Origin of the sequence: Vibrio hyugaensis (genome assembly GCF_002906655.1) — a bacterium.
Lineage (GTDB): Bacteria > Pseudomonadota > Gammaproteobacteria > Enterobacterales > Vibrionaceae > Vibrio > Vibrio hyugaensis.
Map to the genome: position 1 here is coordinate 2,311,352 of NZ_CP025794.1, position 19,254 is coordinate 2,330,605.

Here is a 19,254-nt window from a genome sequence, read left to right on the forward strand (position 1 = left end):
GGAGCGCTGTAGGATTGACTAGGTCTTACTGCTCCGAGTGCGGGGAACACGATAAAGTTTACGCCAAAATGAGGAGGAAAAAGAGGGTAAATCGCGGACCTCGTATTTCCTCTTTAATCTCTTTTATTCGCAAAGCTGGTTCATAAAGCCAAAAATCGCATCCAGCGCTTGGTTACGATATTGATCTTTTTCGAACAAGATTTCGTGTTCTGCACCAGCAATAGAAACCAGGCTAGCATTAGGGTTAGTCTTGTTGAGCTTATCGATAAAGCGTTGCTGAGATTGGTTGTTCACGATGCGATCATTGCCTGATTGAACCAATAAAACCGGAACTTTAATTTGGCGTGTCAGCAAAATACATTGCTTAGCAGCCATTAACCCTTGCCATACCCAGCGAGTGCTTGGCCCACCAACTTGCAGTTCGGGTTTGTCGTTGTATAAACCACGGAACCAATGATAACGATCGTAGCTTTGGCTAAGGGGGTTATCTTCAAACGGTTTTGTGTAATACGCCTTATGTCCCGGAGCATAGCTTGGTTGCGGAGACACTGCGGCTAAGACTTGGCTAACAGGAATAGCGATAGGGCTGAGATACCAAGGCAGGTTGATGCCAAACATCGGTGAACTCAGAACTAATCCATCAAAGTGATGTTCTGGGTGAGTTTGTAGGTAACGTGTCGCGATTGCACCACCCATAGAATGTGCAATGATGAAGCGCTGTTGGTATCCGCTTAAATCAAGTTGCTGTAACACCAATTCCATATCTTCAATGTAATCATTAAAGTCATAGACGTGACCCATGTCTGAGTCTGGTAGCAAACGATCTGATAAACCTTGTCCTCGATGGTCAAACGAATACACGTCATAACCCTGCCTGTAAAGGTCGTAGAACAGTTCTTGATATTTCCAAGAGGCTTCAATCCGACCATTGACGATCAGTACGGCTTTTGTGTGCTCAGGGTTGGTGAGTTTGCACCAGTAGATTTTCTTTTTCTCTGTCCCTTTTATAAAGCCTTCTTGGCGTTCTTGCCAAAGTGCTGCGATTGGACCACCTATTGCTTGCTCAAATAAAGTCTCTTGAGTATAAGTCAAAGGTGAATGGTTAATAGCCATTAGTCGATTACCTAAAGATACGTTGTTACCGCGACGTATCATCGAAGAATTATTGAGGAAATGCAATGGATACCCATGTTTGGTTAGCCTATGTGGTAACAGCAATTGTTTTTAGTCTGGCTCCGGGATCTGGTACCGTCAACTCGATCAGTAATGGTCTGAGTTACGGGACGCGTAAGTCATTGGGTGCCATCGTTGGTTTACAAATTGGTTTGGCTATTCATATTGCGCTGGTTGGTGCTGGTATTGGTGCGTTAGTCGCACAGTCGGCAACGGCGTTTACCGTTATTAAATGGGTAGGTGCGGCTTACCTTGTGTGGTTGGGCATTCAAAAGTGGCGTGATACGTCTGGCTTGGTCGCTACTGAAAGCCATAACGCCATGTCAGGGACTTCTCTGTTGTACAAAGCCATTCTTATTAACTTGACTAACCCGAAATCCATCGTGTTTTTGGTCGCGCTGTTTCCACAATTTATCGATCCAGCGAAAGACCAACTAACTCAGCTGTTGGTATTGGGCGTGACGACGGTGACCATTGACGCGTTTGTGATGCTGGGCTACACCAGTTTGGCCGCACAAATGGGACGCTTTATTCGCTCAGATAAGATCATGGGCAAAATTAATAAAGTATTCGGTTCAATGTTCATGGGATGTGGTGCATTATTAGCGGCAGCTAAGTAACAAGTTATAAAAAGCACAATAATTTCGAATGAAAAACGCATATGTCGCCCGCCAGCCAATCTTTAACCGTAAAAGACAGACGCTGGGATATGAGTTGTTGTTCCGTGATGGTGAAAGTAATGCCTATCCTGCGCACATCGATTCAAACAGGGCGACATACCGATTGATTGTAGAGAACTTTCTCTCGGTCGGAACCAATCCTCTGATCGCATCGTCGCGATGCTTCATCAATTTTCCTCACCAAAGTTTGTTGCGTCGGCTGCCAAGAAGCTTGCCGAAAAACAAAATCGTGGTTGAGGTACTTGAAACCTGCCAACCAACCGATGAACTGCTTGAAGCCATTCGCGAACTGTACCGTGAAGGCTATTTGATCGCGCTTGATGACTTCACTTTGACTGATGAATGGCGTCGTTTCTTACCGTATGTCCATATCGTGAAACTCGATATCATGGCGATGGGGCTAAAAAAGGCATGCGACTTAGTTAAGAAGCACACCAAAAAGCGCACCAAATACCATTTCTTAGCTGAGCGAGTAGAAACCGAAGCTGAGTTTGAAGTGACCAAAGAGGCGGGCTTTAAATTCTTCCAAGGCTACTTCTTCAGCAAGCCCGAAGTGATGCAGACCAAATACGTGAGCCCCGAGCAAGTGTTGGCGCTCAAGCTATTTCGAGAAGTGTGTGTCCCCGATCCAGACTTTGACCGGATTGAAAACATCATTACCCAAGATGTCACGCTGTCGTACAAGTTACTGCGTTTTGTGAATACACAATCGACCACGCTAGAAGTGACCATCACTTCATTCCGCCAAGCTTTGATTTACCTTGGGCAAGAAAAGCTCAAAATGTTTGTCTCGCTGGTGGTTGCGTCTTATATCTCCGGGCAGAAGCCGCGTGAGTTGTACAATTTATCTTTGCAACGCGCTCAATTCTGCGAAGCTATGTCACGCTATCAACCTTTTGCGCATCTCAACGAGCAGGGTTTTATGGTTGGCTTGTTATCGATTCTCGACGCCATGCTCGATTTGTCTGTGGAATCTTTAGTGGGACAGCTGCCTTTAAGTCCTTCCGTGCAGCAAGCCTTGTTGCATCGCCAAGGTGAATACGGTGCGTTGTTGGCAATTGAAGAGTGCTACGAACGTGCCGATTGGGCAGGCGTGGAGCAATTCTCCCAGCAACTCGGCCTTTCTGTGGATGATGTTAAGTCTGAACTTGGCGAAGCCGTTCGCTGGAGCCAGACCTTTTCTGGCGCCTAATCTGATCAAATATTAAACTTTTATTACACTTGAGCGTGATCGCTTGACGGCATCCAATTTTTTAATAACTATATACGCATGTCCATATATAGGTATGTAAGTATGCTTCCACATCAGTTTTTCAAACTTCTTTCCGACGAGACTCGTGTGCGTTGCTTAATGCTGGTGGTTCGTGAAGGGGAAACTTGTGTTGGTGATTTAGCCCATGCGCTACAAGAAAGCCAACCAAAGATTTCTCGCCATCTGGCTCAGCTAAGATCAAATGGTATTTTAGTTGATAAACGCCAGGGGCAATGGGTGTACTACGAGCTGTCAGATCAATTACCGGGATGGATGCAAAAATTGATTGATGACTTGGTGGCCTCGAACTGCTTGAAGCAAGAGTACCAAGACGATATTTCACGTTTGCAAGACAAAGCTCGTGCAGCGTGCTGTTAACCAGCGAAAGCTTATAGGTAGAAGATTATGACGATTAAAGTAGGTATTAACGGTTTCGGTCGAATTGGTCGTTTGGCATTACGCGCAGCGTTTGATTGGCCAGAACTGGAGTTCGTGCACATCAACGATGTAGCGGGTGATGCAGCGACTCTTGGCCACTTACTTGAGTTCGATTCAGTTCAAGGTCGTTGGAACCATGCAGTGCAAGTTGAAGGCACAGACATGGTGATCAATGGTAAGCGCATCACGACTTCACAAGAGCGTGATATCGATGCTGTGAACTGGGGTCAATGTGATGTTGTGATTGAAGCAACGGGCGTTCATCGCAAAACCTCATTCCTAAACAAATACCTAGAACAAGGCGTAAAACGTGTTGTTGTTAGCGCACCAGTAAAAGAAGACGGCGTAGCTAACATCGTCGTGGGTGTGAACGACCACATCTTCGACCCTGCGCAGCACCGCATCGTAACCGCAGCGTCTTGTACAACGAACTGTATTGCACCAGTAGTGAAAGTGATTCACGAGAAACTGGGCATTGAACAATCGTCATTCACAACGATTCACGATTTAACTAACACACAAACGATTCTGGATGCGCCGCACAAAGACCTACGTCGTGCACGTGCATGTGGCATGAGCCTGATCCCAACCACAACGGGCAGTGCAAAAGCGATTGTTGAAATCTTCCCTGAGTTGAAAGACAAGATTAACGGTCACGCGGTTCGTGTTCCTCTAGCAAACGCCTCACTTACTGACATCATTTTTGATGTGAAACGTGATACCACGGCTGAAGAGGTTAACGCACTACTGAAAGAAGCTTCTGAAGGCGAGCTAAAAGGCATCCTTGGCTTTGAAGAGCGTCCATTGGTTTCTATCGATTACAAAGGCGACCAACGTTCAACGATCGTTGATGCGCAATCAACCATGGTTGTGGGCTCTCGTATGGTGAAGATTTACGCTTGGTACGATAACGAAATGGGTTACGCGACGCGTACTGCAGAATTGGTTCGTAACGTTGGTATGGCATAAGGAGTTTTAAGATGTCTCATCCTACATGGCAATTAGATTTAGAAACGGGCGCTTTAGTACTGACTCCATGTCCTGGTACCAAAGGTGTTGAACTGCAAGCTTCGCTAGAGCAGCTAAAAGCGCAAGGCGTAGAAGCGATTGTTACTGCTCTGGATAATGCTGAACTAGCAGCAAAAGACGTGTCTGCGTTGGGTGAATTGACTCAACAATTGGGCATGAAATGGTTCCAAATTGAGATTGAAGATGACTGTGCTCCGGGCGAAGAGTTCGCGGCAAAATGGTCACAAGCGAGTCCTGAACTGCACGCGATTCTTGCTCAAGGCGGCAAGGTTGCAATGCACTGTATGGGTGGCTCTGGTCGTACAGGTTTGTTCGCTGCGCACCTACTGCTAGAGAAAGATTGGGCGCTAGAAGACATCGTACGTGAAGTGCAAGCGCTGCGTCCTGGTGCTTTCACTAAACCAGTACAAGTTGAGTACATCGAGCGTGTAGCTCAAAACGCTTGATCAGCTCATAGAGCTTTTGGAACATCATGATCTAAAAGCTCTCTTTATGCCGTAATGGCTTACCAATTTATGTGATTCTTGCTTACTGATTCTATGTTTAAATCATTGTTTATTAATAAATAATATTTAGATTTCTCATCAGTTCTTGTTTCACAATTTAGCGCCAGTATTGAGATGACTCAATGCTGGTGTTCAGGTCATAGAGCATTTGGAACATCATGATCTAAATGCTCTAAACGCTGTACATCTGAGGTCGTTATGATTTCAAAACTAAGCAAAAGTATCCGTCAGTACATGCTGGTGACGTTCAACTACTGGAACTTCACTGTGACGGATGGTGCACTCCGTATGTTGGTGGTGCTTTACTTCCATGACTTAGGCTACTCAAGCTTGGCCATTGCTTCGCTGTTCCTTTTCTATGAATTTTTTGGCGTAGTGACCAACTTGGTTGGTGGCTGGCTAGGTGCTCGACTTGGTTTGAACAAAACCATGAACGTCGGCTTAGGGATGCAGATTTTTGCCTTGCTGATGTTGGCAGTGCCCAATGCTTGGTTGACCATTCCTTGGGTAATGGCGGCGCAGGCAATCTCGGGTATTGCCAAAGACTTAAATAAGATGAGTGCCAAGAGCGCGATCAAAACTTTGGTGCCAGACGAGCAGCAAGGTGCACTTTATAAGTGGGTTGCGATCTTAACGGGCTCGAAGAATGCGCTGAAAGGTGCGGGTTTCTTTGTTGGTGGTTTGTTGCTGTCGGCGTTTGGTTTCCAAACTTCGATGGTCATCATGGCAAGTGTGCTGGCTGTTGTGTTTGTATGCAGCTTGATCTGGCTAGAAGCGGATATGGGTAAGGCGAAGAGCAAACCTAAGTTCCGTCAGATTTTCTCTAAGTCAGAATCGGTGAACATTCTTTCCGCTGCACGTATGTTCCTATTTGGCGCTCGTGATGTGTGGTTTGTTGTTGCACTCCCGATTTATCTTGGCAGCGTGTTTGGTTGGGATCACTTGATGGTGGGTGGCTTCCTTGCGGCTTGGGTGATTGCTTACGGATTCGTTCAAGGTTTTGCGCCTCGTATTACCGGCAAAGCGCAAGGTCGAGTGCCAGATGGCAGCGCGGCATTAATTTGGGCAGGTATCCTTGCTGTCATCACTGGTGCGATTGCTTATGGCGTGCAAATCGGTTGGCAACCAGAGCTTGTTATTGTAGTGGGCTTGATGATTTTCGGCGCTGTGTTTGCGGTGAACTCATCTCTGCACTCTTACCTGATCGTTAGTTATGCGAAAGGCGATGGAGTATCACTGGATGTTGGCTTCTACTATATGGCGAATGCGATGGGACGTTTGATCGGTACGGTTCTGTCTGGTTGGATTTACCAAGAAGCGGGTCTAGCGGCATGTCTGTGGGTGTCATTTGCTTTCTTAGCGCTAACAACGCTAATTTCTATCAAGCTACCAAAGGCCAAAGTGGCTACGGCTTAAATCGGTTTACGACTTAGAAATAAAAAATGGCTCCATATTGGGAGCCATTTTGTTTTTACGATTCAGTATCGCAAATCAGCAAGTCTTGCTTATGGGCAAAGACGACCTTGTTGTGCTGGTTGCGTCATTTCCATATCACCTTTCAGTGAGCGGTAAACGATGGTGTTCCATACTTCACCATTGTCCATTTCGAATTCAATGGCGTAGTTAAGACCATTAACCACTTGAGTTCGTACGCTCAAGATCTCTTTTAGCTTAGCCGCGGTATTCATCTGACCAAGCACAAAGTCGAGTGCTTGCTGAGCTTCAGGTGTTACTTCACCTTGTGACCAGCCGCCAGCAAGATTTTCAGCGCTGCAGATAGGGTTCGCTTCCGGTTGCGATTGTGTTGGTGCCACGGTCTCTTCCTTTTGATTACATCCAGCTAAAGCCACTACACAAACCAGTGACGCTAATAATGTTTTCTTCATAAAGACCTCTCTTAATAATCTGTCCAGCATCCTAATGGAATAAAACGGTTAAATCTGTTTCATATCCGAGAAAGCTTAGGGGTGCTGATCCTATTTGTACAATAGGATTTATCGCTAACCATTGTGCAAATCAATGATATTGGTGCGTCATCGCTGAGTTAAAAATAAGCAAAAACAGATTGTTAACTATTTCACTGGATGAAAATTACCCTATGCTATAGACGTAAAGCCAATCAAAGTAGGTAAGGGTATGAGAGAAAGGGTTCTGTTTTTCGACTTATTACGTTGTGTCGCTGCGGTCGCGGTGATTGCCATTCATGTGTTAGCGCCATATCGTAATGAGTTGGGAGTGATTCCATTTGACCAATGGTTGACAGCGGTAGGCGTAAACAGTGTGACTCGCTGGGCGGTGCCCGTATTCATTTTGATCACTGGTGCGCTGATGCTCAGTGACACTCGTCCTTTTGATGCCAAGTACTATGTCAAACGGCGTTTAGGTAAGGTGCTTGTGCCTTTTTTAGTGTGGTCGATGTTCTATGCGTATTTGTCAGGTTGGACGGCGCAAGGTTTTGACTTTGAAACGGTTAAAGAAGTGGTCGACAATAGCCCGCATCATGCGACTTACTACCATCTCGGATTCTTCTACTATTTTATTCCGCTCTATTTTGTTATTCCTTTATTCCAATGGGTAGTCCGCAATTGTGATGACAACGTCATCTATGCGTATCTGGCCATTTGGCTGTTCACCAGTACCTTATTTTTATTCAAAATCGATGGGCCGTGGAGCAACCAATATTGGCTGTACATGGGGTATTTGCCCTTGGGTTATGTGTTGTTTAAGAAAGTACCTCTTAGCCGCGCCACAGTCAGCATATTCACAGGGCTTGGTTTAGTTGCATTGGCTGTGACCTTTACTATGGTCGTGACCAACAGCTTAGAAGCGGATAAGTACACGATAGGGCGCTGGCTCTCATATAAGACACTGAATGTGATTTTAGCCGCGTCGATGATCTTTATGTTGTGTCGCTACTTTGGTGAAGGTCTAACACCTAAAGTGCAAAAAGTGGTGAGCTTTATTAGTCAGCACAGCTTAGGAATTTATTTGTTGCACCCAATCTTCTTGTGGCCAATGAAAGCGTTCGGATGGTATCAAGGTCACCCTGCGTGGGTTATTCCTGTATGGATCGTATTGAGTGGAGCCGGAGCCTTGGCGATGAGCTATTTGTTCTCTAAATCCGCCAAGACTCGTTGGTTGTTGCCGTAGATTAGCGTTTAAGAGCGAAATGTAAGAACTTGTCGCCGCAGTAAGTCAGTGTGCCTTTATCACCCGGATTCAGAGCGTGGTAATAGTGCACACCGATTTGAAATTCACGTTTCGGACCAATCGAACCGCGCTGCACATAAATCCAGTACTCTTGATCGTCTTGGCCAGGTTCAGCATCTGGTACTTCTATCGCTTGTTTGTCGAGGATGGTGACTTGGGCGCTTTGTTCAGGCGCATCCTCGCCAAAGTAGTGCTTGCTGTAGAAGCGAAAGAACACCCATGCTCCGAGAGCAATCAGGGCGAATAAGGCCAAAATAAGTGAGATTGGCATGATAACCTCCAATGTTTCATTGGCGTCTATTTTACAGAACTCCCTGATTAAACTATGAGTTGAGATAAATTATTCGTGATCTAGTAAAAGGGATGTAGATTTTATTCGGCACACTTCACATTTTATATGCGTGCAAGAGCACAATTTAAAAGGAAATTTGCACTTAACGGCTCGAAAAAGCTCTAAATTTGTAGAAGAATGAAATGACAGACACAGGAAGGGTCAAGTAAGGAGGGTTACGATGTCAGATATTGAGAAAGTAGTCATGCGTACCCGAACGATCGAAAAGCTTCTGCGTACCCAATACCACGCAGAGGGGAAAGGGTTACATCAACTGATCACCAGTTGTGAAGAGCGCTTGCCGCATGACGTCGTTGCAAAGCTGCGCTTTATTGCGACAGTTCGTAACAAAGTTGTCCATGAAGAGGATTACAAACTGGACGATCGAAAAGGTTTCTTGGCGGCATGTGATGCATGTGAAAAGGAGCTTACACCGAGAAGTTCACGTTTTATTTGGCGAACTGCGATTTTGTTAATGGCTTTGATTACACTCGCCGCACTCGGTTTTTACTACATGCATTGGGACATACTAGTTAAGCATCTGTAGACGGCAAAATTTGAATAATAAAAAAGGGACGCGAAAGCGTCCCTTTTTTATTGGAAACAGTAACTTAGTACATCATTGGCAGTGTCATTAAACCAACAACCACTGCAATCATTACCAGCCCTTGTTTTTGAGAAGAAGAAATCATAACACTACCCCTAAAATCATTGATGAACTCGATGTAAATAATATAGCACTGTTTTTGAGCTTTGATCAACTTCAAAGCGGAAAAGTTTTCAAAACTCGCACTTAACTAGGGTATTTTTACCCTAAATTGACTAATAAAACTGTGTTTTTTGTGCTGCTCTTTAAATGTTCGACTTGTTGGTTTTATCTTCTTTTTGTTTTTAAGTTGCTGATTTTAGTGTGTTAAATATGAGTAATCTTATGATGAAATAGTGTTTCTTGTATCAGTGTTGATGTTGGTTGACTATTTTTGCTGAATTTCTCAAAAGTTGAGAAAATTATGTTTTGTGTTAACGAGAGTCACTCTTGTAGACGTCTATCGTGCTCAACTTTTCCTATCTGATGAGAAAATCTCAATGCGACAAGGGTGTAGCTATAATCCATGCTGGTTAAGGTTAGGTTTTGATGGTTTTTCTTATTTATACTTATTTATATCAGTTACTTATGTGTTTTTGATTGAACTTTTATACTCTCGGATTATTGGGCTAATCGCGGTTTGTATTGTTGATAGGAGGCATTTTTGCCTTTCTGAGTGGTCAGAGGTGGTGGATCTGACTTTTGTGTTGGTTATTTGCCCGCAATGGTTGTATGGCGAACAAATTGGTGGTTTGTTTTTCAATTTCTGAAGGTTAGAGTTCTGATGAAAGTATCGATAACAAACAGATTCAGATAGCTCAGTTCAATGATTGTGAGAAAAACGATAATCAGAAATTGAGCCAGTTACGTTTACAAAATGTTGTGATTCGCTAGCGAGATCCAACTTTCGCCGATAATGCCTTTACATCAAGATTGGTCTACCTAGACTAGCGGCGAGGTTAAGTGAAAGGTGTATACGGCATGTGGAGTTGGTTAGCGATTGGGCTATCAGGGTTATATTCCGTGTTGGGGGCGAAGCAAGCCAATCCGACGCAGTCTCTGGCATTTAAAATCTTTACTCTATTATTGCTGCTGGTTCTTGCTCTTACTGAAGGTGCATCAGCTCCTTACACCTATTGGATCGCAGGTGGCTTATTGGTATCGATGTTTGCAGATACCCTTCATTCGTTTAAATCTCGTAAGCCCCTCTATTTTGCTGGCTACCTGCTTGCTCAAATTTTTTATAGTAAGTCGTTCTGGGTGCAACTCAATGGCGAAATTGTCTGGTGGTTGCTGGCATTGTTGCTTGCCGCCAGCGTGGTGGCTTTCTTCTTATTACTTCCGCAGCTAGATTCATTGGTTTTTCCGGTGGTGATCATGGGCATCATGCTGGTTCAGTTGGCTTGGGCTGCAGGAGAGGTTTGGCTGCAAGTTCCAAGCCTTGCCAATGCGCTCGGTTTTAGCGGCACCTTAGTCATGATTTATTCTGCTTTGGCCTATGCAATACATGGCTATCGTAAGCCGATGAAACGTGCCTATGTATGGGTGAGTGGCAGTTACTTCTTTGCGCATGCTTTAATTGTTGCCTCAATCATTTACTAACTCAGGTCAAAGCAGCAGGCGAGGTTTTGAGTAAACTGGTCTGACTTAATTTGATGACTGGAGTCGATGATGGCTGAAATTCATGCTCATAACCTATTAAACCTCCTACGTGAAACGCCAATGAATCGTGATGAGCTTGCGGCTCACTTCGGTACGGGTGTGCGTTTTCATACTTGTAAGCTGAATGATCTAGACTTAGATGCATTGCTAGAGTTTTTGCTAAAGCGCGAAAAAGTACGCGAGCTTGAAGGCAAGTTTGTGGTAAACATAGCGCGCGTTTGCAATCACTGAGCAGCGGCTAGAAAATCTTTAGTGAAGGTGAACCACTCATTTCACCTTCAATCATATCTTCCCAAAATGACTTTGTTATACTGGCCGCCATTTTTTTAGTCGAGGTCAGAACATGGATATTCTTTCAGCAGCGACCATGCTGTTTCTTATTATGGACCCACTCGGAAATCTTCCGATTGTGTTATCCATTCTCAAACACCTTGATGCAAAACGCCGCCGTAAGGTGCTGATCCGTGAATTACTGTTTGCCTTGATGATTCTGATGCTGTTCCTTTTTGCGGGACAAAACATCATGAGCTTCCTTCATGTTCAACCGGAAACGTTGAGTATTTCTGGCGGGATCATTCTTTTCATCATCGCGATTAAGATGATTTTTCCAAGCGCAGGTAGCATTACTGGCCTTGCTGCAGGTGAAGAGCCGTTTATTGTGCCGATGGCGATTCCTATGATTGCTGGCCCTTCAGTGATCGCAGCGTTGCTTTTATTGTCTTCTCAGCATCCAGACAAAATCATGGAGCTGTCTGCTGCTGTGTTGATCGCTTGGGGTGCAACTTTCTTCATTTTGATGTTCTACAGTTTCTTCCACCGCATTCTTGGTGAGCGCGGTCTGAAAGCGATTGAGCGTTTGATGGGTTTACTGTTGGTGATGATCTCAACCCAGATGTTCCTTGATGGCGTGAAGAGCTACATGGGCTGAACCTCCGTCAATTTGATGAATACAAAAAAGCCGCTCTTGTGAGCGGCTTTCGTTTATTTGTCTTTTTACATCATATGCTTGCGGCGAATGTCGAGCAGAGCAAAGATGCCGAAAATCAAAATCGAATACTTTTCCCAACTGCTCATCTTAATCTTGTCGCCAAATGCGCCAATGAAGATCGCCATTTGCAATCCATGCATGATGAACAGAAAAGCCGTCATGATGTACAACGCAATGGCCGCTTTGCCAGGGAAGGGTATAAAGAAGTTGAGGATCAATATGAACCAGACGAAGGCGATGGCTGCTTTAGCCAGTATCAATAATGCTTTCATTTAACTATCCTTTTAAATTGAGGCTTTAAGCTGATGTGCGTTCATACAGACGGTAACTGACCTGGCCTGCGGTTTTCTCTCGGTGCAGTCGCCAGTTGTCAGGAAGCCCAGCAATGCTTAGCTCTTTTTCAGTTTCAATATAAATCATCGCATCTTCTGCAAGCCAGCCGTTTTGCTCCAGCAAGGTCACGGTTTCATCTAATAAGCCTTTGCGAAACGGCGGATCAATGAATACTACGTGATGCGGTGTACCTGGTTGCTTTAAAAAGCTCAGTGCGTCGGTGTTGACGACTTTAATGTTGCTAGTATTCAACGAGGCAACATTTTTCTGCAATTGCTGAAACGCTTGTGGGTTCAGTTCCACCATCGTCACTTGGTCTGCTTGGCGAGAAGCTGACTCAAAGCCTAAACCACCAGAACCTGCGAATAGGTCGAGACATTTCGCTTGCGGCACATCTTGAGCTAACCAGTTAAATAGGGTTTCTTTCACACGATCCGTGGTTGGGCGTAATCCTTCTGCACCATGAACAGGGAGTTTTCGACCTCTCCATAAACCACTAATAATGCGAACAAAGCCCGTTGTTGGCTTTTTTTGTGATGAGTTTTGCTGGCGACGTCTTACCATAGATTTTTTGACCGCTAATAAAGTGATACTATATCCAATCGCCCAAGCTTTGAGCTTGGATATAGCCCAGAATATTCAAGATGACAGAGTGTAACACTAATAAGATTAGATTCACCTAATTGGAAAGTTTTCACAACTTTGTCATTAGCCTTTTCTGTAAAGATAATAATCTTGTCAGAAAAGAGTCATTAATAGATAAGAGCACAATCTAGGATAGCCCCAGATGACGGAAAAAAAGAAGCGCGGATTACTTTCGTGGCTAGGTTTTGGTGATGAAGAACAGACCCAAAAACCGACAACAGATGAATCAGTAAAAGAAGAAGTAGTAGAAGCGCCTGCTGGTGAGCAACTGCCGGTGGAAGAGGCTGTCGAACAAGCAGAAGAGAAAACCACGCTTGAAGAAGAGCCGGAGAAGGTTGAACCTGTCCTAGCAGAAGCAGAAGCAGAAGCAGAAGCAGAAGCAGAAGCAGAAGCAGAAGCAGAAGCAGAAGCAGAAGCAGAAGCAGAAGCAGAAGCAGAAGCAGAAGCAGAAGCAGAAGCAGAAGCAGAAGCAGAAGCAGAAGAGCCACAAGTACCGGTTGCGCCTCGTGTTCAAGAACAAGAAAAACCAACGGAGAGCTTTTTTGCTCGCCTTAAGCGCAGCCTAAGCCGCACCAAAGCGAATATCGGCGCAGGCTTCTTCGGGCTATTCAGCGGTAAAAAAATCGATGACGATCTTTTTGAAGAATTAGAAGAGCAACTGCTTATCGCTGACGTGGGTATGAACACCACGACGAAAATTATCAATAACTTGACCGAAAAAGCGTCTCGCGGTGATTTGAAAGATGGCGAAGCACTCTACGGCCTGTTAAAAGAAGAGATGGCAGAAATTCTAGCGAAAGTAGAACAGCCACTTGAAATTGATAGCAGCAAAACCCCTTACGTTATCTTGATGGTTGGCGTTAACGGCGTCGGTAAAACAACCACAATCGGTAAGCTGGCGAAGCAGTTCCAAAGCCAAGGCAAGAAAGTCATGCTGGCGGCGGGTGACACCTTCCGTGCTGCAGCGGTTGAACAGCTACAAGTATGGGGTGAGCGTAACAACGTTCCTGTGATTGCTCAGCACACTGGCGCAGACAGTGCTTCGGTTATCTATGATGCGATTGAAGCGGCAAAAGCGCGTGGCGTCGATGTGGTGATTGCCGATACCGCAGGTCGTCTACAAAACAAAGCTAACCTGATGGAAGAGCTGCGTAAGATTGTTCGTGTCATGAAGAAGATTGATGACTCTGCACCACATGAGATCATGCTGACGCTAGACGCAGGCACTGGGCAAAATGCCATTAGCCAAGCGAAACTTTTCAGTGATGTTGCCCCTCTAACCGGGATTACATTGACTAAGCTGGATGGTACAGCGAAAGGTGGCGTTATCTTCGCTCTTGCTGATCAGTTCGAAATTCCAATTCGCTACATTGGTGTTGGTGAAGGTATCGAAGACTTGCGTCCATTTGAAACTCAAGAGTTCATTGACGCTCTGTTTAGTCGTGAAGAGTAATTAGAGTTAGAGGAAATCAACGGTGATCAAATTTCAGCAGGTAAGTAAAGCTTACCGAGGTGGGCGACAGGCATTACAGAAAGTCGACTTTCACCTTCGACGCGGAGAAATGGCTTTTTTAGGCGGGCATTCCGGTGCAGGTAAAAGTACCTTGCTGAAACTGATATGTGCGATAGAACGTCCTACTGATGGCAAAATCCATTTTAATGGTCATGACATCACACGTATTTCTAACAAAGACATTCCGTTTTTGCGCCGCAATATCGGGATTGTTTTCCAAGATCATCGCTTATTGATGGATCGCAGCGTGTTCGATAATGTCGCGCTGCCGATGCGCATAGAATCGATTTCTGAAAATGAAATCAAACGTCGTGTTTCTGCGGCGCTAGATAAAACGGGCTTGCTCGATAAAGCCCGTTGTTTGCCAAGTCAACTATCAGGTGGTGAGCAACAACGTGTAGGTATTGCACGCGCTGTCGTTAATCGACCAACGCTGCTAGTGGCGGATGAACCAACCGGCAACCTTGATCCAGAACTGTCCAACCGTGTGTTGCGATTGTTCGAAGAATTTAATCGTGCTGGCGTGACGATTCTCCTCGCGACGCACGATATCGGGTTAGTAAATACTCGCCCACAATATCGTCATTTCGAATTGAACCAAGGCTTCCTAAGTGAGGTAGAAGACTATGGTAGGTAACAAGCGCACCCAAAAGAAAGGGAAAGGTCGCAGTGCCACGCGTGCTAATACCGATGGTTTTTTCTCTGTTCATATCAAACAAGCTAAATCTTCTTTCGGCGCATTATGGCGTCGTCCTCTAGGTAACATTCTGACCTTGGCTGTTATCTCCATGGCGTTAGCAATGCCAGCTTGTTTGTATTTGTTAGGTAAGAATGTGGCTGGCGCAGCGCAAGATGTTGCATCACCATCGCAAGTTAGTGCCTACTTAGTCGAAGGGATGCCTGACGCGCGCGTTATGGTGCTCAAAGATCAGATTGAAACATGGCCTTCTGTAAAAGAGGTGGAATATATTTCCCCGCAACAAGGTCTATCTGATTTAAGCCAGTACGCAGGGTTTGACCAAGCGCTAAGCCTATTAAGTGGTTATGCCTTGCCTGGCGTGTTGGTGATTACGCCTGATTCCGAACAAAAAAGCGCAATTCAGTCGCTTGCTAAACAAGTTCGTGAGCAACAAGACGTGACAGACGTTCGACTAGATGAAGATTGGTTGGCACGGCTTGATGCGATAAAAACCCTTGCTGGCATTATTGTCATTACCCTGACAGTGCTGATGTTGGGTGCTGTATTTTTAATCGTCGGCAATACATTGCGCTTTAATGTGCTGGCGAACAAAGAAGAGATTCAGACGATGAAGCTGATTGGTGCGACCGACAGTTTCATTCTTCGTCCTTACTTATACACTGGCATGTGGTTTGGTGTGCTTGGGGCGACCATTGCATGGTTAGTGACGGCATTGATTACGGTTGTCATGAATAACGCAGTTGAGCAATTGGCATCGTTATATGATAGCCAATTTCGTTTGATTGGCTTGAATTGGGATGAATCTCTACTGTTGATCATCACTGGTAGCTTGCTAGGTTGTATCGCCGCGCGCTTTTCAGCGCAGCGTCACTTGAAAGAAATTGAACCAGTTTAGGTGATAAGGGTCTTATACTTGGAATTTATTAGCACAAGCTAATTTTTACCCCTTGTATAGACCATTTGTTTATGGATAATTACTCGCCCTTCTTGAAACTTGTTCATTTTGAGTTCAAGATGGCCAAGCTAAATTGCAATGTAATGCTCCAGATCAGAGATTGATGAGGAATTGAATGACAAAAGAAGCGTATCCGATGGCTCTAGTCACGCAAGATAGCCTTGACAGCTATATCCGTTCTGTAAACAGCTACCCAATGCTGACACCAGACGAAGAGCGTGGGCTGGCAGAACGATTACACTACAACGGTGAGATAGATGCGGCGAAAGGCCTGATCTTGTCACACCTACGATTCGTTGTTCACGTTGCTCGTGGCTACTCAGGCTACGGCTTGCCAATGGCAGACCTAGTTCAAGAGGGCAACATCGGTCTTATGAAAGCGGTCAAGCGTTTCAACCCAGAAGTGGGTGTGCGTTTGGTGTCTTTCGCTGTTCACTGGATCAAAGCAGAAATCCATGAATACGTGCTACGTAACTGGCGTATCGTGAAGATTGCGACAACCAAAGCGCAGCGTAAACTGTTCTTCAACCTACGTAAGTCTAAGAAGCGCTTAGGCTGGTTTAACAACGGTGAAGTAGAAACAGTAGCACGTGAGCTAGGTGTTGAGCCTTCAGAAGTACGAGAAATGGAATCCCGTCTAGCGGCAGTGGACTCAACGTTCGATATGCCAATGGATGATGACGACAGTTCAAATTCGTACACAGCACCAATGGTGTACCTAGAAGACAAATCATCTGATGTTGCCGATAACATTGAAGCAGCAAACTGGGAAACACACACCAATAACCGTCTAGGCCATGCGCTTGCAAGTCTGGATGAGCGCAGTCAACGTATTGTTCGTTCTCGTTGGTTAGACGATGAGAAAGCAACACTGCAAGACCTTGCTGATGAGTTTGGTGTTTCTGCTGAGCGTATTCGCCAACTAGAAAAGAACGCAATGAAGAAACTGAAACTTGCTGTTGGTGAGTTCTAACTTCTGCTTCTAATATAAAGTAAGATTTTCATAGAAAGCCGAGATCATGTGATCTCGGCTTTTTTATTTCCGATCCAAAATCGATAGCGTTTGCGATCTATTTTATCTGTGCTACCTGTGCATAACTCTGTGAAGTAATTATTCATCAACTGTTCGAAAGCCGGACAAAATAAGGCTTTGTCGTGGTTTTACTGCTGGGGATAGTTCTAAATATACACACAGTTAGATCAAGATCATCACTACATCTTGTGGATCAAAAGATCAAAATATACTTTATCAACGCAATTCACAGCTTTATCCACAAATGGTTGGAATGTGAACAGTTTAGAATGACCGGACTATCTCTGTGTCTAAGTTTGGCTTTGGATAGGTTACAATGGCGTCACTATACGCAAGTGACTTTAAGCGCCTAAATTTCGGTGCCATGAGGTTGCTTGGGTATATTAATAAGACAATGAGAAAGCAAATGGACCAGTTTCAGCATATCGATGTACAAGGCGCGCAAACATTACTTGAGCAAAGTGAAGCTCGGCTTGTTGATATCCGCGATCCTCAATCCTTCGCAGTCGCTCATGCAGAATCGGCATTTCACCTTACTAACGATTCGATCGTGTCGTTTATGGACGAAGTCGAGTTTGAACAGCCTATTCTAGTAATGTGCTATCACGGCATTAGTAGCCAAGGTGCAGCACAATATTTGGTTAACCAAGGCTTCGAACAGGTGTACAGTGTTGATGGTGGCTTTGAAGCCTGGCAACGAGCAGAACTACCGATAGTGAGAAGTTAATGAAGAGATTGGTAACGTTAAATAACCCACGTATGGCGCAAGCCTTCATCGATTACATGGCATCACGCCAGGTTGATATCCAAATCATGCCGGAAGGTGAAGGGCAGTTTGCGCTTTGGTTGACGGATGCGCAGCACGAAGTTGAAGTTGAAGCAGAGCTCAAACAGTTCTTAGCCAACCCTTCTGATCCTAAGTACAGTGCCGCTTCGTGGAACGTTGCCGATACGCGAAAAAGTAAGTTTCATTATGCTAGTCCAAGCATCATGGGCATGATCAAAGCGAAAGCAGGTCCGGTTACGCTCGCGATAATGATCACTTGTGCTGCTATTTATTTGCTTCAACTACTCGGTTTTGGACGAGGTGTATTTGATTGGCTGCACTTTCCTGCATTTGAAGGACAGCAATGGCAATTGTGGCGTTGGATAAGTCATGCACTGTTGCACTTTTCGATAACACACATTGTTTTTAACCTGCTTTGGTGGTGGCAATTTGGTGGGGACATTGAACGTCGCTTAGGTTCCGGTAAGCTCTTACAGCTCTTTGTTATCTCAGCTGCCCTATCTGGCGCAGGTCAGTTTTATGTCGAAGGTGCAAACTTTGGTGGCTTATCTGGCGTGGTGTACGCTTTGTTGGGGTACTTATGGATTCTTGGTTACCGCTTACCTCACCTTGGATTAACGTTACCAAAACCGATTATTGGTTTTATGTTGGTGTGGCTGGTATTAGGTTTTGTACAACCATTTATGGCCATTGCCAATACGGCGCATTTAGTGGGGTTAATTTCTGGAATGGCCATCGCGGTATTCGATTCTGGTAAGCAGAAATACCAACAAGCTTAGGTATGTAAAAGCATTCTAAGGTTACTGACATAGAGATGCTTTGCTGACAATAAAAAAGACCGCCGATTGGCGGTCTTTTTTATTTTGAAAAGCGGACTTATTGGTAAAGGTATTTGGTAAACAGTAAGTCGGCAATGATGGTTTTGCCTGTTTCTGGTAGTAAGGTCTCGTTGAGTTCTTGGACCAACGTTTTTCGTAGGTCTTCACGACCAGACAACGACTTAATCGTATCTTCGGTTTGCTTACCGAGCAGTTCAATTGCTGCATCGCGGATTAATGGTTGATGATGCTCTACCACAGCAAGGTCTTGCTGGCTCATGACCATAATATCGATACGTACCTGCACATAGCCCAGTTTATTCCCTTTGGTGTAGAAGTTGGTGGTTAAGTCTGGTTCTAAGGTGAAGTACGCGAGCTGTGGTCCAGTTTCTTCTTTTTCGGCCCATGTAGGGGATGAAATAAGCAAGCTTAACGCGACAATAATTTGGGCTACATAACGTTTGTACATATTTATAACTTTTCTTTCTCTGGATCGCGATATTCGAATCGCTTCAGTCTTGGTACAATAGACCGTCTAAAACAAATAACGGAACTTACAGTTTCAATAAGACGGTAAGTTGTTGCTTTATTGTACGCATAAAGCCACCAATTGAA

General features: G+C 44.8%; 23 protein-coding genes. 17 read left to right on the forward strand and 6 right to left on the reverse strand.

Annotated features, from left to right (window positions below; all coding sequences use genetic code 11):
- Nucleotides 1-123: 123 nt before the first annotated feature.
- The gene (locus tag C1S74_RS11385) at nt 124-1,113 is read right to left on the reverse strand and encodes an alpha/beta fold hydrolase (protein WP_045402055.1); all 990 of its coding nucleotides are present in this window, start codon (nt 1,111-1,113) and stop codon (nt 124-126) included.
- A gap of 65 nt (nt 1,114-1,178) precedes the next feature.
- Here C1S74_RS11385 and rhtB point away from each other — a divergent pair, with 65 nt between their 5' ends.
- The 6 genes from rhtB (at nt 1,179) to arsJ (ending at nt 6,494) form a co-directional block, all read left to right on the forward strand.
- Nucleotides 1,179-1,793, forward strand: a complete 615-nt coding sequence (gene rhtB / locus C1S74_RS11390; protein WP_045402058.1) for a homoserine/homoserine lactone efflux protein — start codon at nt 1,179-1,181, stop codon at nt 1,791-1,793.
- Between the two features lie 28 nt (nt 1,794-1,821).
- Complete coding sequence (locus tag C1S74_RS11395; protein ID WP_045402060.1) at nt 1,822-3,045, forward strand: EAL and HDOD domain-containing protein; 1,224 nt, start codon at nt 1,822-1,824, stop codon at nt 3,043-3,045.
- Between the two features lie 102 nt (nt 3,046-3,147).
- On the forward strand, nt 3,148-3,483 hold the full coding sequence (locus tag C1S74_RS11400) for a metalloregulator ArsR/SmtB family transcription factor (protein WP_009705162.1): 336 nt from the start codon (nt 3,148-3,150) through the stop codon (nt 3,481-3,483).
- A 27-nt stretch (nt 3,484-3,510) separates the two neighbouring features.
- Complete coding sequence (locus C1S74_RS11405) at nt 3,511-4,512, forward strand: ArsJ-associated glyceraldehyde-3-phosphate dehydrogenase (RefSeq protein WP_005430364.1); 1,002 nt, start codon at nt 3,511-3,513, stop codon at nt 4,510-4,512.
- Nucleotides 4,513-4,523: 11 nt separating this feature from the next.
- Nucleotides 4,524-5,018 carry a cyclin-dependent kinase inhibitor 3 family protein gene (locus C1S74_RS11410; RefSeq protein ID WP_038881516.1) on the forward strand — a complete coding sequence of 165 codons (495 nt, stop codon included), beginning with the start codon at nt 4,524-4,526 and terminating at the stop codon, nt 5,016-5,018.
- Nucleotides 5,019-5,276: 258 nt separating this feature from the next.
- Nucleotides 5,277-6,494: an organoarsenical effux MFS transporter ArsJ gene (arsJ, locus tag C1S74_RS11415; RefSeq protein ID WP_020197735.1), complete on the forward strand. Its 1,218-nt coding sequence runs from the start codon at nt 5,277-5,279 to the stop codon at nt 6,492-6,494.
- Nucleotides 6,495-6,583: 89 nt separating this feature from the next.
- Here the strand turns inward: arsJ and C1S74_RS11420 are convergent, their stop codons facing one another.
- A complete protein-coding gene (locus C1S74_RS11420) occupies nt 6,584-6,964 on the reverse strand; it encodes a cystatin domain-containing protein (RefSeq protein ID WP_038896757.1) in 381 nt (126 codons plus the stop codon).
- A 250-nt stretch (nt 6,965-7,214) separates the two neighbouring features.
- Here C1S74_RS11420 and C1S74_RS11425 point away from each other — a divergent pair, with 250 nt between their 5' ends.
- Nucleotides 7,215-8,228: an acyltransferase gene (locus C1S74_RS11425; protein WP_045402063.1), complete on the forward strand. Its 1,014-nt coding sequence runs from the start codon at nt 7,215-7,217 to the stop codon at nt 8,226-8,228.
- A gap of 1 nt (nt 8,229) precedes the next feature.
- On the opposite strand, the gene C1S74_RS11430 is transcribed toward C1S74_RS11425, so the two are convergent.
- Nucleotides 8,230-8,559, reverse strand: a complete 330-nt coding sequence (locus C1S74_RS11430) for a DUF2500 domain-containing protein (RefSeq protein WP_045402066.1) — start codon at nt 8,557-8,559, stop codon at nt 8,230-8,232.
- Between the two features lie 241 nt (nt 8,560-8,800).
- On the opposite strand from C1S74_RS11430, the gene C1S74_RS11435 reads away from it, so the two are divergent.
- From C1S74_RS11435 to C1S74_RS11455, 4 genes are all read left to right on the forward strand, one after another.
- Complete coding sequence (locus tag C1S74_RS11435; protein WP_045402069.1) at nt 8,801-9,166, forward strand: hypothetical protein; 366 nt, start codon at nt 8,801-8,803, stop codon at nt 9,164-9,166.
- A 1,020-nt stretch (nt 9,167-10,186) separates the two neighbouring features.
- Nucleotides 10,187-10,807 carry a lysoplasmalogenase gene (locus C1S74_RS11445; protein ID WP_045402071.1) on the forward strand — a complete coding sequence of 207 codons (621 nt, stop codon included), beginning with the start codon at nt 10,187-10,189 and terminating at the stop codon, nt 10,805-10,807.
- Between the two features lie 69 nt (nt 10,808-10,876).
- Nucleotides 10,877-11,098 (forward strand): YecH family metal-binding protein, encoded by a 222-nt coding sequence (locus tag C1S74_RS11450; RefSeq protein ID WP_045402074.1) that lies wholly within the window; start codon nt 10,877-10,879, stop codon nt 11,096-11,098.
- A 112-nt stretch (nt 11,099-11,210) separates the two neighbouring features.
- A complete protein-coding gene (locus tag C1S74_RS11455) occupies nt 11,211-11,795 on the forward strand; it encodes a YhgN family NAAT transporter (protein ID WP_045402076.1) in 585 nt (194 codons plus the stop codon).
- 65 nt (nt 11,796-11,860) lie between these two features.
- Here C1S74_RS11455 and C1S74_RS11460 read toward each other — a convergent pair whose 3' ends face one another.
- Entirely contained in the window at nt 11,861-12,127 is a 267-nt protein-coding gene (locus tag C1S74_RS11460; protein ID WP_045402079.1) for a DUF1145 domain-containing protein, read from the reverse strand.
- Nucleotides 12,128-12,152: 25 nt separating this feature from the next.
- Entirely contained in the window at nt 12,153-12,752 is a 600-nt protein-coding gene (gene rsmD, locus C1S74_RS11465) for a 16S rRNA (guanine(966)-N(2))-methyltransferase RsmD (RefSeq protein WP_045402081.1), read from the reverse strand.
- A 223-nt stretch (nt 12,753-12,975) separates the two neighbouring features.
- Here rsmD and ftsY point away from each other — a divergent pair, with 223 nt between their 5' ends.
- The 6 genes from ftsY (at nt 12,976) to glpG (ending at nt 18,600) form a co-directional block, all read left to right on the forward strand.
- Entirely contained in the window at nt 12,976-14,286 is a 1,311-nt protein-coding gene (gene ftsY, locus C1S74_RS11470; protein ID WP_103415282.1) for a signal recognition particle-docking protein FtsY, read from the forward strand.
- A 22-nt stretch (nt 14,287-14,308) separates the two neighbouring features.
- Entirely contained in the window at nt 14,309-14,983 is a 675-nt protein-coding gene (gene ftsE, locus C1S74_RS11475; protein WP_005535654.1) for a cell division ATP-binding protein FtsE, read from the forward strand.
- On the forward strand, nt 14,973-15,941 hold the full coding sequence (gene ftsX, locus C1S74_RS11480) for a permease-like cell division protein FtsX (RefSeq protein WP_045402087.1): 969 nt from the start codon (nt 14,973-14,975) through the stop codon (nt 15,939-15,941). Before ftsE ends, ftsX begins: the two co-directional genes overlap by 11 nt.
- Before the next feature lie 175 nt (nt 15,942-16,116).
- A complete protein-coding gene (gene rpoH / locus C1S74_RS11485) occupies nt 16,117-16,974 on the forward strand; it encodes an RNA polymerase sigma factor RpoH (protein WP_038872559.1) in 858 nt (285 codons plus the stop codon).
- 466 nt (nt 16,975-17,440) lie between these two features.
- The gene (gene glpE, locus C1S74_RS11495) at nt 17,441-17,761 is read left to right on the forward strand and encodes a thiosulfate sulfurtransferase GlpE (RefSeq protein WP_038872561.1); all 321 of its coding nucleotides are present in this window, start codon (nt 17,441-17,443) and stop codon (nt 17,759-17,761) included.
- Entirely contained in the window at nt 17,761-18,600 is an 840-nt protein-coding gene (glpG, locus tag C1S74_RS11500) for a rhomboid family intramembrane serine protease GlpG (RefSeq protein WP_038872563.1), read from the forward strand. The genes glpE and glpG overlap by 1 nt, the downstream gene beginning before the upstream one ends.
- Nucleotides 18,601-18,697: 97 nt before the next feature.
- Here glpG and C1S74_RS11505 read toward each other — a convergent pair whose 3' ends face one another.
- Complete coding sequence (locus C1S74_RS11505) at nt 18,698-19,108, reverse strand: flagellar basal body-associated protein FliL (RefSeq protein ID WP_045402090.1); 411 nt, start codon at nt 19,106-19,108, stop codon at nt 18,698-18,700.
- Nucleotides 19,109-19,254 lie beyond the last annotated feature (146 nt).